The sequence below is a fragment of the Colwellia psychrerythraea 34H genome, from assembly GCF_000012325.1.
In the GTDB taxonomy this organism is placed as follows: Bacteria; Pseudomonadota; Gammaproteobacteria; order Enterobacterales; family Alteromonadaceae; genus Colwellia; species Colwellia psychrerythraea_A.
Map to the genome: position 1 here is coordinate 208065 of NC_003910.7, position 13570 is coordinate 221634.

16 protein-coding genes and 1 pseudogene are annotated in these 13570 nt (G+C 34.1%); 10 read left to right on the forward strand and 7 right to left on the reverse strand.

Annotated elements, in window-relative coordinates; all coding sequences use genetic code 11:
* Window positions 1-9: 9 nt before the first annotated feature.
* From CPS_RS00900 to CPS_RS00915, 3 genes are all read right to left on the reverse strand, one after another.
* Complete coding sequence (locus tag CPS_RS00900) at window positions 10-447, reverse strand: hypothetical protein (RefSeq protein WP_011041069.1); 438 nt, start codon at window positions 445-447, stop codon at window positions 10-12.
* 1393 nt (window positions 448-1840) lie between these two features.
* Window positions 1841-2350, reverse strand: coding sequence for a hypothetical protein (locus CPS_RS00910; RefSeq protein ID WP_011041072.1), 510 nt, complete (start codon window positions 2348-2350; stop codon window positions 1841-1843).
* A gap of 47 nt (window positions 2351-2397) precedes the next feature.
* Window positions 2398-2802 (reverse strand): hypothetical protein, encoded by a 405-nt coding sequence (locus CPS_RS00915; RefSeq protein WP_041737212.1) that lies wholly within the window; start codon window positions 2800-2802, stop codon window positions 2398-2400.
* A gap of 637 nt (window positions 2803-3439) precedes the next feature.
* On the opposite strand from CPS_RS00915, the gene CPS_RS00920 reads away from it, so the two are divergent.
* Complete coding sequence (locus tag CPS_RS00920; RefSeq protein ID WP_011041074.1) at window positions 3440-5902, forward strand: tetratricopeptide repeat protein; 2463 nt, start codon at window positions 3440-3442, stop codon at window positions 5900-5902.
* 198 nt (window positions 5903-6100) lie between these two features.
* Here the strand turns inward: CPS_RS00920 and CPS_RS00925 are convergent, their stop codons facing one another.
* The 3 genes from CPS_RS00925 to CPS_RS00935 form a co-directional block, all read right to left on the reverse strand.
* A complete protein-coding gene (locus CPS_RS00925) occupies window positions 6101-6628 on the reverse strand; it encodes a hypothetical protein (RefSeq protein WP_041736533.1) in 528 nt (175 codons plus the stop codon).
* Window positions 6629-6741: 113 nt separating this feature from the next.
* Complete coding sequence (locus CPS_RS00930) at window positions 6742-7119, reverse strand: Rap1a/Tai family immunity protein (protein WP_011041077.1); 378 nt, start codon at window positions 7117-7119, stop codon at window positions 6742-6744.
* A 35-nt stretch (window positions 7120-7154) separates the two neighbouring features.
* Window positions 7155-7649 (reverse strand): hypothetical protein, encoded by a 495-nt coding sequence (locus tag CPS_RS00935; protein ID WP_011041078.1) that lies wholly within the window; start codon window positions 7647-7649, stop codon window positions 7155-7157.
* Window positions 7650-8099: 450 nt separating this feature from the next.
* Between CPS_RS00935 and CPS_RS00940 the strand changes: the two are divergent.
* From CPS_RS00940 to mutM, 8 genes and pseudogenes are all read left to right on the forward strand, one after another.
* A pseudogene (locus CPS_RS00940) lies at window positions 8100-8387 on the forward strand (JAB domain-containing protein); the annotation flags it as partial.
* Window positions 8388-8481: 94 nt separating this feature from the next.
* Window positions 8482-8796: a PilZ domain-containing protein gene (locus tag CPS_RS00945; protein ID WP_011041080.1), complete on the forward strand. Its 315-nt coding sequence runs from the start codon at window positions 8482-8484 to the stop codon at window positions 8794-8796.
* Between the two features lie 106 nt (window positions 8797-8902).
* Window positions 8903-9571 (forward strand): AAA family ATPase, encoded by a 669-nt coding sequence (locus CPS_RS00950; RefSeq protein ID WP_011041081.1) that lies wholly within the window; start codon window positions 8903-8905, stop codon window positions 9569-9571.
* On the forward strand, window positions 9558-9995 hold the full coding sequence (locus tag CPS_RS00955; RefSeq protein ID WP_011041082.1) for a hypothetical protein: 438 nt from the start codon (window positions 9558-9560) through the stop codon (window positions 9993-9995). Before CPS_RS00950 ends, CPS_RS00955 begins: the two co-directional genes overlap by 14 nt.
* Before the next feature lie 259 nt (window positions 9996-10254).
* The gene (gene rpmB / locus CPS_RS00960) at window positions 10255-10491 is read left to right on the forward strand and encodes a 50S ribosomal protein L28 (RefSeq protein WP_011041083.1); all 237 of its coding nucleotides are present in this window, start codon (window positions 10255-10257) and stop codon (window positions 10489-10491) included.
* A gap of 24 nt (window positions 10492-10515) precedes the next feature.
* Window positions 10516-10671: a 50S ribosomal protein L33 gene (gene rpmG, locus CPS_RS00965; protein WP_011041084.1), complete on the forward strand. Its 156-nt coding sequence runs from the start codon at window positions 10516-10518 to the stop codon at window positions 10669-10671.
* Between the two features lie 157 nt (window positions 10672-10828).
* Window positions 10829-11329 (forward strand): hypothetical protein, encoded by a 501-nt coding sequence (locus CPS_RS00970; protein WP_011041085.1) that lies wholly within the window; start codon window positions 10829-10831, stop codon window positions 11327-11329.
* A gap of 50 nt (window positions 11330-11379) precedes the next feature.
* Complete coding sequence (gene mutM / locus CPS_RS00975) at window positions 11380-12195, forward strand: bifunctional DNA-formamidopyrimidine glycosylase/DNA-(apurinic or apyrimidinic site) lyase (RefSeq protein ID WP_011041086.1); 816 nt, start codon at window positions 11380-11382, stop codon at window positions 12193-12195.
* Between the two features lie 3 nt (window positions 12196-12198).
* On the opposite strand, the gene coaD is transcribed toward mutM, so the two are convergent.
* Window positions 12199-12672, reverse strand: a complete 474-nt coding sequence (coaD, locus tag CPS_RS00980) for a pantetheine-phosphate adenylyltransferase (RefSeq protein WP_085961184.1) — start codon at window positions 12670-12672, stop codon at window positions 12199-12201.
* Window positions 12673-12909: 237 nt separating this feature from the next.
* Between coaD and CPS_RS00985 the strand changes: the two genes are divergently transcribed.
* Window positions 12910-13566: a TetR/AcrR family transcriptional regulator gene (locus CPS_RS00985; RefSeq protein WP_011041088.1), complete on the forward strand. Its 657-nt coding sequence runs from the start codon at window positions 12910-12912 to the stop codon at window positions 13564-13566.
* Window positions 13567-13570 lie beyond the last annotated feature (4 nt).

The window sequence follows — 13570 nt, forward strand, 5'->3', positions numbered from 1 at the left end:
ATACTTTCGCTATTTTATTGTTTGGATAAACCCAATAGAAATAAACAATATACCAAAGATGAAAGCCCAAATAGGGAGAGCGCGTAAAAACCACATCTGTGCTTTTGTTTTACTTGGGAATCGCTTTGTACCAGCCCCAATAGCTTGCCTAAATATACCCCGAAAATTAAAAAAACGTTTGTCGCTATCTTGCTCGATTGAAGAAGTAAGGCGCCACATTATAAATTGATATATGTGCCCAATACCTAAACACAACCACATTACTTTAGGAGAAATAGAAATACCCATAATCACAGGTTTTAAAGAAACAGACATAAATAGGAGAAATGACAACGAAAAACTAATTAATATATTTCTTCGGTAGAGCAGATAATCTTTAGAAAACTCTTCTGGCTCTGTTACTGAGCCTTTAGCTTTAAACTGAATTTTAGGTAATTGTGCTGTCATATACTCAAGACCCTCCTGTCGCCTAAAGCTTATTATGGAGACTTCTCAGTAATGTCCATCCCATAAGCTTTAATTAATTCGTCTTAATATCCCATAATTTCAAAGATTTAGAAACGATAAATATTATGTTTTTATCGTAACTTGAATATTACTGAGAAGTCTCAGTAATATGACACAAATTATTCCTTAGAAAATATATGGAAAAATATTTAAAGTTAATGTCTCCAATGCGCACCAAGGGAACATTAGCACCAATATTTATTGGTGCTAAAAAACTACGACGTTTGAGGGATTTTCTTTAACCGTCACTTTTGCCACTTTGCTGACATTAGCTAATGAGTGTCAATCAATGCTTCGGATTAGATTTTGTACCAACGCCACGTTAAGAGGTAAATAATAGCGGGCTAAAATGTTGACCGGAGTGACAACAGTCAACTGTATTTTTTCCGTTTGAAGTTCTTATTTGTTATATACAACTCTAAAGTAACACAAATAAAAAACCACAATATATGACAATGTTACCAATCACGGCTGTTGTATAACCACTTTCACCTTTTTGAAACCAATGCCCGAACGAGTAAGATTTACCATATTCCATCTTTAGCTGAAAAATGACATGTTCTTATTGGTTTTATAATTACGACCAAATAAAAATATACGTTTAGATAGAACAGCAATTATTAAATTTAAGTTCAGTAGTAAAAATGCAAGTCCAAAAGCGATCTCAAATATACTTTCCATATCCACCTGTATACCAACGTTTAAATAATTCGGGCGATGTTAAGCGTAGCATTAATTTTTTTGTTATAGTTTTAAACCACAGCTAGGACAGAAATTTAATTTTATCCCATCATTCTTACAACTGAGGTAATTATTGTAAATATTACAACCGCATGAATCGCACTTAACTCCTTCCGCTATTTTTTTTATGCCATATCTCATTGAAAAAACAGTTAATACTGCCACAAGAAGAATAAGCCACACATACACATTATGATAAATAGCACCAAACTCCACGCTAAGCACGTAAATCACGACAACAATAGGACAATAAATAAGAATCCAAATGATTTGTCGTCTTTTTGCTTTTTTAAATGCTTGTTCGTAATTCATAGGAACCTATAACGAGCCTGTAGAATTTCTCTTTTAGAAAAACAGTCTCAAAAATTATTAAAAATTAAGCCTCAAAATGCGTTGCTACGTGAAATCTGAGGCAATATCCTACTAGAAAATGACTTTTATAGGCTCTATGAACATAAATTTCATCCGTCATTCTCCACTTTGGAGAAATTCAACAGCCTCAACGCCACGTTAATCGGCAAAAATTGTTGGATAAAATTATGACAGGAGTGAAACAGCCAATTTTTTTTATCCGTTTGAACGCCTTAAAGTGCTACGTATGCGACCAAGCATCAGCGATTTTTACTTCACAGCGGTTATATTCAGTAGCTTCTTTGTGCGCGACTCCTCTAACCCTAAAATTAGTAGAAGAATTAGAAAGTATATCTATATCTTCATCAGTAATAGAAAACGTGTCGGCTAATTCATTTTTTTCCGTGAAGAAATCAACTTGGAATTTTATTTCTTTAAACTTAAAGTCTGTTTCATTCTGAATTTGACCGATACAAGCTACATAGAGCCCATCACTTTCATCTTTTGTGCTTATCTCAGTAACAGTAACCTTTAAATTTTGAATCGCTTTTTCTTCGAGCGCTCTTACATAAAAGTTCTGATATAACATAAAGGCAAATATTCCTGCAATGAATAGCCCTAGTATGCTAACTAATATTGGATTATTTTCGAGATTAGAGAATTTAGCTTGCAATGAGGTGCATTTAGGGCATTTTTTGGCGCGTTCATCTATTTCGCTGAAACACATGATGCATTCTTTAGTATTGTGCATAACTTTCCTTGTAGATATAGCCCTGTTAATGGGCAACATTTAGTTGGCTAAAATTGTCCTGTTGACATGCTTGCGCTGCGTATTAATTGCATGGCCTCACTATCAGTTAGCTCTGAACCCGTATGCAATATAACTTTAAAGGCGCCTGAACCAAGTGCGAGTTCTTTAAATATGCGCTCCTCAACTTCAGATAAGCCACCGTCAAGTAACTCCATTGGCTGAATTATTATTTGAGGACTTTTTTTAAAGAAACTTCTTGGAGTAACGCTTTTGATCAATTTAGTTAAAGCTGACTCAGCAGCCGAGAAGGTGCCTACCAACAACCTTTCGGTTGTAAACGGATGCTCCGATTGAATAGTTTCCCAACTACCACTAGAGGACAAGTTCTTGGCTTCGAATCTATTTTTTCTGACCTTAATGTAAAGATCCACTGTAAATAATTTCTTAATCATATCTCGAGGCCGCATAACAGCTTATTATGGATACGTCTTAGTAATGTCCGCACCATAAATATTAAATAATTGATATTAATATCCCATAATATCAATATATTAGAAACCGTAAATATTAATTTTTTTATAAATCGTTGGATGTTACTAAGAGGTCTCAGAAACAAGCTAACGAATAATCAATTAATTGCTATAATTTCAAGTGGTTATGTGATTATTGTACAGATTTAGCTGTGTTACTAAGACTTCTCAGTAACATGACAGGAATTATTCATTAGAAAATATATGGCAAAAAATCTTAGTCTAATGTCAGGAATGCGCACAAAGCCGACCTAATTTCCGCACAGGTCTATCACAATAAATAGTCCGCTCCGCCACCACATCGGTTGTTCATGTAGCTGCATCATTATCTCCGTTTAGACGATAAATGAATCCTCCTATAAATAATTTACAACTATATTTTCTAATGTTTAGTATTTTTATGTTGGAGAAGATACGTATTTGTATTTCAATGTGATATTTTAAAATATCATGAGTTAGAGCTGAAACCATTCCTTATATTTCAAATGATTTTTTATTGGAATGTTAACTGCAATTATCCGTTTATTTATAATTTTGAACTAACTAGAGAATTTAGGGTATGGAAACAATTTCTAAAGAATTTAAATCAAAGGTTTCCCTTTTTTGGGAAGCGTTCAATAAAAACGATTTTGAATCTGCAAAAACACAGTGTAATCAAATGAAAAAAAGCTTTTCAGATGAAGCTAACCCTCACTATTTGCTAGGAATTATCTACTTCGAAGAAAAAAGATTTGATAAATCAATAATTGAATTAAAACTAGCCCTTAAAAAAGATTCTGAAAGGAAATTAGGGGGATATATCTATTACGTTATTGGATTGAATTATTCAAAAAATACATTTTCTAACATGGAAAACCTCAATTCTATTTATGATATAGAATTAGCCCGTAATGCATTTGAAAGCGCATTGACTTATGAAAATTTTAACGAATCAAATATTACTGAACTAAGTCAAATCTATCGTAATAAATTCAAGTTAATCCAATTATTTCAAAAAGGGTTAAAAAAATTCCCTACAAAGACATCATTTTATATAAAACTATCAGCCATCTATAAGAAAAATGGAAACATATCGGAAAGAGAATCATTACTTTTAGATGCTAAGGAAAATATAAAGTCATTTCATATATTGTTTGAACTAGGAGAGTTATATTTAGAGAAAAGCCAATACAAATGTTCCAGAGAACATTTTTATTTAGCTGAAAAATTAAGAGAAGGTAGTGGGTTAGAGTTTGCTGTGCAAGTCATGATAGGTAATACACACGTAAATGAAGGAAACCCCAATTTAGCTAACGAATATTATATCAATGCTTTCCACAAGGAAAAGAATAGCTGTAATTTTTGGTTTGGACTTTTTGGTATATTAGCCAGTAGCGCAGAAACATCTTTTGCAGATTTAAAAAATATACTTGAAGAAATGGAAGTGACTAGCCAGCTAACCATAGAAGAGTGGTATGGTGAAATGCCGCTTTATTACGGATCAAATTATTTTAGTTTTGACTTTCCAATTGACGAAAAGCATTTAATTAATCGTTTAAACCTTTTCAAAAAACAACAAAGAGATACCGATATTTTAGGAAAGATAGAGTTGATCAAAGCCTCGTTATATGAGTTTTCATCTGAAGATACCAAATATATCAAGTGTTTAAAAAGCGCTATAAATTACTTTAGTCAACATAGTTATGATTTTATTTTCAATAAACTGGCTGCAAGATATGATTACTTACTTAGTCATTTACAGGAAGAAGGGAAGAGTGTTAACACTTTAATAAATGAAATAGTTGATTATTTGGAAGACGATTACTCATTCAGAAAGGAATATATAGAATATTTACCAACAATTGTAACTATATTATTTGAAGAAAAAAAACATAAAAAAATCATTGAAATAAAAAATATTTTTACAGAAAAGCAAATTGATAAGGCTGATATTTGGTTTCATGTTGGATATGCCTTTAATGAATTAGGAAGACCAAAAGAATCAAAATATGCTTATGAGTGTAATATTAAGATAAACGGGGAATGTACATCAACACATAATAACTTAGCCTTACTGTTAGAGAATGAAGGTAAAAATTCTGATGCTGTAGCTATGTTTCAAAAAGCATTAATGATTAATGTAGATGATGAAAAGCTGCAAAGTAATCTTCAAAATGCATTAGATAAACAAAAAGCTAAATCACTCCTGACTTATAAGAATGAGGCTATAGATAAAAGTTTTGTCGGGGCTGTAGGGTTATTAAAATCAGAAACTTTTTTCTCTATGGAGACACTGCTTAATTTTATAGACAGAAGTAAAAAAGAAAATTCCTTTAATGATGGGATTTTATCAATTCAAGACGAGATGTTTCCTGATTTATTAAGGACTAATTTAGTGAAATCTTTAGAGCTAAAAAATGATTGGCTTATCAAAAATTATATTGCTCTAACAGAAGAAATAGATGAGTACGGTATACCGTATTATCAGGTGAATCCATATTTAGAGCCTGAAATTGTGAAATTAAAAAGGATGACTGTTGAATCAGAATTACCTAAAGAATGGACTGAAGGTATTGGTAATATAACAATATTCAAGTTAGATGAATTGGATTATTTTTCAATAAAACACAAAATTTCCAAAATAAATAAAAAATTCAAACCACTGGTTATGCGTGACTTTAATGAACTGATTTTCAATCATTTAGTTGGAAATAGAAAAGCTGTAGTTGTATTGTCAGGCTCTTTTGTTGAATTGTTACTCACATATTACTGTGAAAAAAAACGAATTAAGGCTGTTGAATATACATGTAAAGACAGCGCTAAACCTAAAAAAAAGAAATTGTATGATTGTGTATTGTTTGATTTGATTTCTTTTATTGAAGAAAAACGTATTTTTGGAAACGATTTCTTTCTACTTAGTAATCTTTCACGGGTTTATAGGAATTTTATACATCCAGGTGTAGAGCTTAAGAATAGTCTTGATAAATCAAAGTCAGACCTCTGCTTTATTAGTTCATTAGAGATTTTGAAAAAAATCATTTGATAAGATTAATTAACATAAATCCAATAATCATTATAAAATCTAACTAGAATCTCCTCTATAGATTAAGCAACTAATGATACTGAGGCAATAATTACTATCCAGAGGTGAATTACCACCGACCTCAATGAGCTTAGAGCGGACATTAACATTTAACCTGTAGTGTGAATTGAGATTATATTTTGTATGGATAACGCCTTATTAGCTGTGTTTATGCTCAATATATTCCCGAACATCCTGACTGGAAACAAACACATTTTTCGATCGTAAATGAACTACGATGTCTTCAATTGACAATCCACTGTTGTGCCAAACTGAAATATATTTATCATACCCCTGAAACTTTGTTTGTTGATGAGGTATATCAGGAAATTCTTTGACCTCATTAACAGAGGTAATTTCCTTAATATTAATTGTTTCATCAGATGTGTTTTTATTTTGATAAATAACGAATTTAACAAGAAGAAAAAGTAAACTAAGTGCCAAAATAATATAACCAATATCATTCATATTAGAGGTCACGCCACCATGATGGGAGCAAGCCCCGCGAGATCCGATACTCGATGAAATCCAACCACTAACACAACTTTTGAATGTACCCACAGCAAATAAAATATTAGCGCCTAAAATAGTTCCAATCCACATAAACGCACCATGTTTTTCTTTCAAAAAAGGAAAAATCAAGAATGGTACAGCCATTAATAATGTGAAGAAGTATAAAATAGTCACAAGTGACCCTCTGTGATAATACCAACGCCCAAATAACAGACTAAGTAATTGTTGGTTATAATGTGAAGCGAAGCGGAACCTAAACAACGGTAAAGTCTTGCTTGAATGGCTTGTTATACGTTATTAGCACAAGGCCAAGCCTTTGATAATGCAATAATAATTAGATCATCTTCTGAGAAATGTAACATTCCAGGAGTGTCTTCAGCAAATTTTAATATAACTCGAAGAGACTGAGTAACGTCAATCATATCGGGTGGACAGAAAAGAGAGCTATTTAATGCGGCTTTGCTGAATTTGACTGTAGATAATACACCCTTAACTTTACCAATTAAGTGCACTGAATCTACGAAATTTGAAGTGGAACCATAGTTAGAAGGACTTTCCATATATTTAATGGCATTTTTAATATTAACAATTAAAGCATTTCCATCAGTCGCTAATATTGGAAAGCTAAATAGAACCAGAGAAATGAACACAATTATTTTATGCATACTCGAAACTTCCGTTTAAGCAACTTGTTGAACTTTTAGTATGAATTCCGTAACACTTCACCCAGCTTTTCAGAAGATTTTCCATACAGATCAATAAACTCAATGTAATAAGCTCCTGCATCATATTCGTTTTTAGCCATCTGACAATTCGTTACGCTGGATTTTAAGTCAGATAGGTTTTTACGTAAATCATCATTTGAAATTCGCTGAATAAGTATTGAGGTCTTTCCATTTAATTCTAATAATTGATCGCTCAAACCTTCGGGTAACGCTACTCCCCAATAGTCAGTATCTTTGAAGCTTTTAGTATCAGCTCGGTATGCAAGTGAAGATGCCCTAATGTAATTTCGTAGTTCAAGCTGTAACTCAAGTAGCGTTTCTCTTTGGAATACTCTCGCACGTTCTTCTCTATCTTGAATTTTGGTGTTTTGTGAAATTTTAAATGTATTCCAGTTTGTTATCGCTGTAGTAGCAATACTTGCTGTAGCACCGACAACTGTACCAACAAACCCCCAAGTCATTGCATCCATAGTAGCTCCAGTGTGATATGCCTAACAGCTTATTAGACGAGCAAAACTCTTTTTTCTACAGGTTAATATCTGTCTAATTTATTTATAATAGAAATAAAATTACCTTTATACTCTTAGTATATCAAGTGTTTATTGGTTTCCTTTAATGCACTTTTGGATAAAGCGTGTTTTTATCTCGTTTTCTCTGGTGAAAGCGTGCAAAAAAGCATTAGAAAATATATAGCAACATTTCTATTACTGACGTCCGTTTAGCGCCCTGCCGAACATCTTTTAATCTTTTGTGATCATGTATGTCGATACAAATAAATAGTACAGCTACTTTTAATTATACTATTTTGTATACTATTCGAATTTACATAATTTAAGAAGTAAAAATAAAGACTTAAGGTATACCTATTACTTATCCACTCACTTACTCATCGATATAGTATAATCTTTACGGGTATACCAAATAATCAGCATCGGGTATTAACATTTGAGCGATTATTTTTTGGTACCCTTAATGCCGCAGCAGTGTACCCTCGAGTTGTGGTAGAACAAGCCCTAAATCATCATGCGGCAGCAGTCATTTTAACCCACAATCATCCTTCTGGTGTTGCTGAGGCCAGTCTTGCCGACAAGCAAATAACAGACAAACTAATTCAAGCGCTACAATTGATTGATGTACGAGTATTGGACCATATTATTGTGGCAGGTAATCAATGTTATTCCTTTGCTGAACACAATCAACTTTCCTGAGATTTACGGCTATCGCTCTGATAATTTGCTAAAAACATGAAAGGCACTTACTTTTAAAGGGACTCTGGTAAAAATAAAAAAGAAGGACCATCTGATGACTGATAGTAGTAACGAAGAAATGGAACGTCGTAAATCGTTTCGTTTAGATATGGAAAAAGAGTTGGTAGATATTGTCTGGACTGACGAAAATGATCAGGAGCACAATAAAAAAATTGCTTGTCTAGACTTTGCTCGCGGTGGATTAAAATTGGATTGCGATCAAAGTATAGCTGTTAATACAGCCGTAACAGTAGTATTTCAATCTGCAAATGCCAGTAGTCAAAAACTCTACGGTAGAGTGCTTAGAAGCATAAAACAAGAAAATGGTTGGTTTGAAATCGGCTTAGCTCTAGATATGGATGCTGAGTAGATTAAATAAGCATTAGGCTTGTTGAGGTAAAAGCATTTTCCTGAATGTGAACTACAATTATCACGGCAAGATGTTATTTATATTGTGGTAAAGGACGGTATTAAAGATGATGATATTAGTAGGTGGCGAAAAAGGAGGCAGTGGAAAAAGCTGCTTGGCTCAAAATTTAGCGGTATATTTCGCCGGAAATAAAAAAGCAATTGTCCTAATGGTTGATTGTGACCCTCAAAGAACAACTTCTGATTGGATACAAGCAAGAAATAGTGACCCATCCTTACCCGCAATTAACTGTATTCAATTGTATGGAAAAATTCGTAATGATTTACTGAGTTTAGTACAGCACTATGATTATGTTATTGTCGATTGTGGTGGGCAAGATAACCTCGCTTTACGAGCAGCTATGTCAGTTGCTGATCATGTAATTATCCCCTTAAGACCCAAAAGACGAGATTTAAAAACAGTGCCCCATATGGAAGATATGCTCAGTACTTGCAAAATGGTCAACCCGAAAATGATCGCTTCTTTTGTTATCACTCAATGTCCTGCATTACCAAACCAAATGGGTAGGATACTTGAGGCAAAAGAGGTGTGCAGGTCCTATGGTATTAATGTTTTAGATGCCATAACTTATAATCGTAATATTTATGATGATAGTGAAGAACAAGGCTCTTCTGTTATTGAAATAGACCCGACAGGTAAAGCTGCCCATGAGATGATGACTATTGCCGAAGAATTACTAGCAATGGAACCGGATAATTCACATGAGTTTAACTGATTTAAAGAAAGGTAAAGGTAACAAAGTAAAAAAGAAAAACTTCACCATAGATGAGTTTATTTCTGATGCTGAAAATTACGCAAGAGGTACGCCTAAAATTGTTAGTGAATTAACTAGCAATGAAGAGACGAGTCATAAGCTGAGCCTTAAACAAGCGATTAGCGAAGCTAGGCGTTATGTTGAAATGACTGAAATAGAACATCAGCAGGCGGTAGAAGTCAAAGCAGGTGTTAGAGCTAGAGTTGTTAAACCTTTTAGGCGAGCAACATTTACGCTAAGTGAAGAAGCAATAGAACAGTTACAAGGCTTATCTGAAGGTTCAGATTTAGCTAAATCACATATATTGCGTATTCTGATTGATGAATTGTGTAATAAAGAACAAAACGAACAATTGAAGAAATTACTACAATCTGGAATCGGTTGATTGTTTAACTTTTGTTGGCTTTTTACACTTGAAAGAGACAAGATTTAGTCGAAAGCTCACAATTCAAGTGAGTTTCATCTTTGTATTTCCTACTTAACTATATGAAAAAATTTGATAAATACTGTTTTTTTAGTATTTTCTTATTAAGACTAGTATTCGTTATTCAGTTTCTCTATAATATGCCACCTTTTTCAGGATCCCGAGACGACGGTCTTGGGGAACAAATAGCTCGAGCTGAAATTAATATTGGAGTACTCACATGTCTAAAATTTGCCAAGTAACAGGCAAAGTGCCAATGGTTGGAAACAACCGTTCTCACGCAAGAAACGCGACTCGTCGTCGTTTTTTACCTAACCTTCAATCTCACCGTTTTTGGGTTGAGAGTGAAAATCGTTTCGTTAAATTACGTTTAACTCCGAAAGGAATGCGTATTATCGATAAAAAAGGTATTGATGTAGTATTAACTGACATCCGTGCCCGTGGCGAAAAAGTTTAATAACTTTATTTTAAGGAAATTATTATGCGCGATAAAATTCGTTTAGTTTCTAGTGCTGGTACTGGTCATTTTTATACTACAGATAAGAATAAAAAGACTATGCCTGAAAAAATGGAAATCAAAAAGTTTGATCCAACCATTCGTAAGCACGTAATCTATAAAGAAGCTAAAATTAAGTAATTAATTTTTGTTTTTATAAAAAACCCGGTTTTACCGGGTTTTTTTATGCCTGAAAAATAGCATTAAGTATATATCTTTGAGTTGTGCAGTAGTTATTCACGCTATTCAGTGAAAACTTCAGTATGATATATTTACTCGATTTATTGGAATAATTTGTATGAAATTATCTCGGACCGGCTGGAACAATGTCATTATTTTTTCGGTTATGACTATAATTTTATTAATCAATGCGACTAACGATAAGCTCTTTCCTAATGAAGAGAGTGCTCACAATGGTGAGCGATTAATTTTGCCACAGCATGGTGTTATTTTAACGTTAGCGATTGATTTTTCAGAAAGCCAACGTGTGTTATTAGAACGCGTGGGTCGTAGTTGGCAATTAACCGCTAAGGGTATAACGCTGGAAAAATCGGAACAGCAGATTGAGCAGATGATGTTTGCATGGCAACAGAGTAGTGGCTTAGTACAGGCAGCTGAAATTATGATTGATAGTGCTCAAGGTGTTGCAGTAAAAATTGCTTTAGCTGGTGAATCACAGGTAAGAACTTTTATATTATACCCATTAGACGATCAATTATTAGTTTATCAGCAACGAGATAATGTCTGGTTAGCACTACCTGCAACCTTAGCCCAACAACTATTACCTGTTAGTTTGTAAAGATTAGATGCACTAGGTAACGCCTACAATTATATTCACGAGAAGAGATTATGCCAGAATTACCCGAAGTAGAAGTGTGCCGCTTAGGTATAAGCCCTCATGTTATAGCTCAGGAGGTCAGTGAGGTCATTATTCGTAATAAGCGCTTACGATGGCCTATTCCAGATGAAGTCTGTTCTGCTGTTGGTTTACCTGTGCTCAAGGTTGAGCGACGTGCAAAATATCTATTATTGCGTTTTTCAACGGGGACTTTATTATTGCATTTAGGCATGTCCGGTACCATTAGAGTAATTGAACAAGATACTCCTGTAGCGAAACATGACCACTTTGATCTAGTTTTTAAGCATGGCAAAAGCTTGCGACTGAATGACCCTCGCCGTTTTGGTGCAGTGTTATGGCTAGCTAATGATGAAGATGAACTCGGCTTATTAGCGAAACTCGGGCCAGAGCCATTAAGTGATGACTTTGCTGAGGGGTATTTGTTTAGTAAAGCAAAAAATCGCAAAGTACCTATCAAGACTTTTTTAATGAATAACCATGTCGTGGTAGGAGTCGGTAATATCTATGCTAATGAAGCACTGTTTCAAGCGGGGATTTTACCGACAGCGAAAGCAAAAGATATTGATGAACACCGGATGAACAGTTTAACGGCTATTATAAAAAAAGTGTTGAGTGCTGCCATTGCACAGGGCGGCACTACGCTTAAGGATTTTACCCAAGCCGATGGTCGACCTGGTTATTTTGCTCAATCACTTATGGTATATGGCCGAGCAGGAGAAGCCTGTGTGACTTGCAAAACAAAATTACAGGAAATTAGACAGTCTAATCGTAGCTCTGTTTTTTGTCCTAGCTGTCAACAGGATTAATCGTTAGATTTTATCGAGTGCCGCTTTTACTACAGGGTGAACAAATTGGCCAACGTCACCTTTGTGAAGGGCGACTTCTTTTACCAAGGTTGAAGAAATAAATGAATTCTCTTCTGCTGGTGTTAGAAATACACTCTCAAGTTCTGAGGATAAGCGACGATTCATGTTGGCCAGTTGAAATTCATACTCAAAGTCAGAGACGGCTCGTAAGCCACGAATAAGTACCTTAGCTTGATATTGCTTAGCAAAATCAACTAATAAACCACTAAAGCCAACAACAGTTACATTTGTTAGGTCCTGGGTAACCTGCTCAAGCATGGCAACTCGTTGTTCTAAATCAAAACGAGGCTGTTTACTGGGGCTTGAAGCTACACCAATAATTACCTCACTAAATAACTTACTGGCACGAACAATTAGGTCACTATGGCCATTAGTTACTGGATCAAAAGTACCCGGATATATAGCTCTTATCATAATTATTTATTGTATTTTTTAACGGTTGTTAGGTGTCATTGTAATGGGATAAGTAACGTACTGACAAGTATTTATGTTTTCAATTTTTCTGCTAAGTCATCGATAATCAACAAAATTGAATAAATAATCACAAAAAAAAGCAAATAAACCTAAAGTATTTACTCAAAACGCTTTATATATACTGAATTTTGATAGTATTATTGAGCTAGTTTTAATCAAATCAAATTAAGAAGTAGCTACATGAAAACCCGAGATAAAATAATCCAAGCCAGTATTGAATTATTTAATGAGCAAGGAGAGCGTAATGTTACCACTAACCATATCGCTGCTCACTTAGCCATTAGCCCTGGTAATCTGTATTATCATTTCCGTAATAAAGAAGACATTATTTTATCTATTTACGAAGAGTACGCACGTAGCTTGCTATTAGAGACTTTGCCAAAGGTCTCTTCAGAAGTAAAACCATTAGATTCACTTATTTTGTATATGGATTCTGTTTTTCAAACGACAATGAAATTTCGTTTCTTCTATAGCAATCTACCTGTGCTATTGGATAAAAATCCGATTTTGCGAGAAAAATATGTTGAAGTGCAACAGTCCATTTCAGAACGCGTTAGTCAACTTCTTATTTCATTAAGAGCTGCTGATTATATTGACTTTAATGATGATGAATTGGCTGATATTGTCAGTATTTTACGTCTGATTAATACATTTTGGGTTAGTTTTCATCAAACTCAGACCATAGTGAATGAAGTGAATGATTCAGTATTCTACCAGGGGGTACTTAAAATATTAGTTATCCTACGTCCGTATACTAAAGCACATGCAATTAGTGAACTTAATCACGCTCGCGATGTGTACCAGCAAAGATATCGTGAAGAGGCAGAAACAGCTTAATTCT

What these genes read in the sequence shown, in the direction of transcription:
- CPS_RS00900 (WP_011041069.1), bottom strand. Translation starts at nt 447, where the DNA reads ATGACAGCACAATTACCTAAAATTCAGTTTAAAGCTAAAGGCTCAGTA.
- CPS_RS00920 (WP_011041074.1), top strand. Translation starts at nt 3,440, where the DNA reads ATGGAAACAATTTCTAAAGAATTTAAATCAAAGGTTTCCCTTTTTTGG.
- CPS_RS00955 (WP_011041082.1), top strand. Translation starts at nt 9,558, where the DNA reads ATGAGTTTAACTGATTTAAAGAAAGGTAAAGGTAACAAAGTAAAAAAG.
- mutM (WP_011041086.1), top strand. Translation starts at nt 11,380, where the DNA reads ATGCCAGAATTACCCGAAGTAGAAGTGTGCCGCTTAGGTATAAGCCCT.
- CPS_RS00950 (WP_011041081.1), top strand. Translation starts at nt 8,903, where the DNA reads ATGATGATATTAGTAGGTGGCGAAAAAGGAGGCAGTGGAAAAAGCTGC.
- CPS_RS00970 (WP_011041085.1), top strand. Translation starts at nt 10,829, where the DNA reads ATGAAATTATCTCGGACCGGCTGGAACAATGTCATTATTTTTTCGGTT.
- CPS_RS00915 (WP_041737212.1), bottom strand. Translation starts at nt 2,802, where the DNA reads ATGATTAAGAAATTATTTACAGTGGATCTTTACATTAAGGTCAGAAAA.
- CPS_RS00985 (WP_011041088.1), top strand. Translation starts at nt 12,910, where the DNA reads ATGAAAACCCGAGATAAAATAATCCAAGCCAGTATTGAATTATTTAAT.
- CPS_RS00910 (WP_011041072.1), bottom strand. Translation starts at nt 2,350, where the DNA reads ATGCACAATACTAAAGAATGCATCATGTGTTTCAGCGAAATAGATGAA.
- rpmG (WP_011041084.1), top strand. Translation starts at nt 10,516, where the DNA reads ATGCGCGATAAAATTCGTTTAGTTTCTAGTGCTGGTACTGGTCATTTT.
- CPS_RS00945 (WP_011041080.1), top strand. Translation starts at nt 8,482, where the DNA reads ATGACTGATAGTAGTAACGAAGAAATGGAACGTCGTAAATCGTTTCGT.
- CPS_RS00930 (WP_011041077.1), bottom strand. Translation starts at nt 7,119, where the DNA reads ATGCATAAAATAATTGTGTTCATTTCTCTGGTTCTATTTAGCTTTCCA.
- rpmB (WP_011041083.1), top strand. Translation starts at nt 10,255, where the DNA reads ATGTCTAAAATTTGCCAAGTAACAGGCAAAGTGCCAATGGTTGGAAAC.
- CPS_RS00935 (WP_011041078.1), bottom strand. Translation starts at nt 7,649, where the DNA reads ATGGATGCAATGACTTGGGGGTTTGTTGGTACAGTTGTCGGTGCTACA.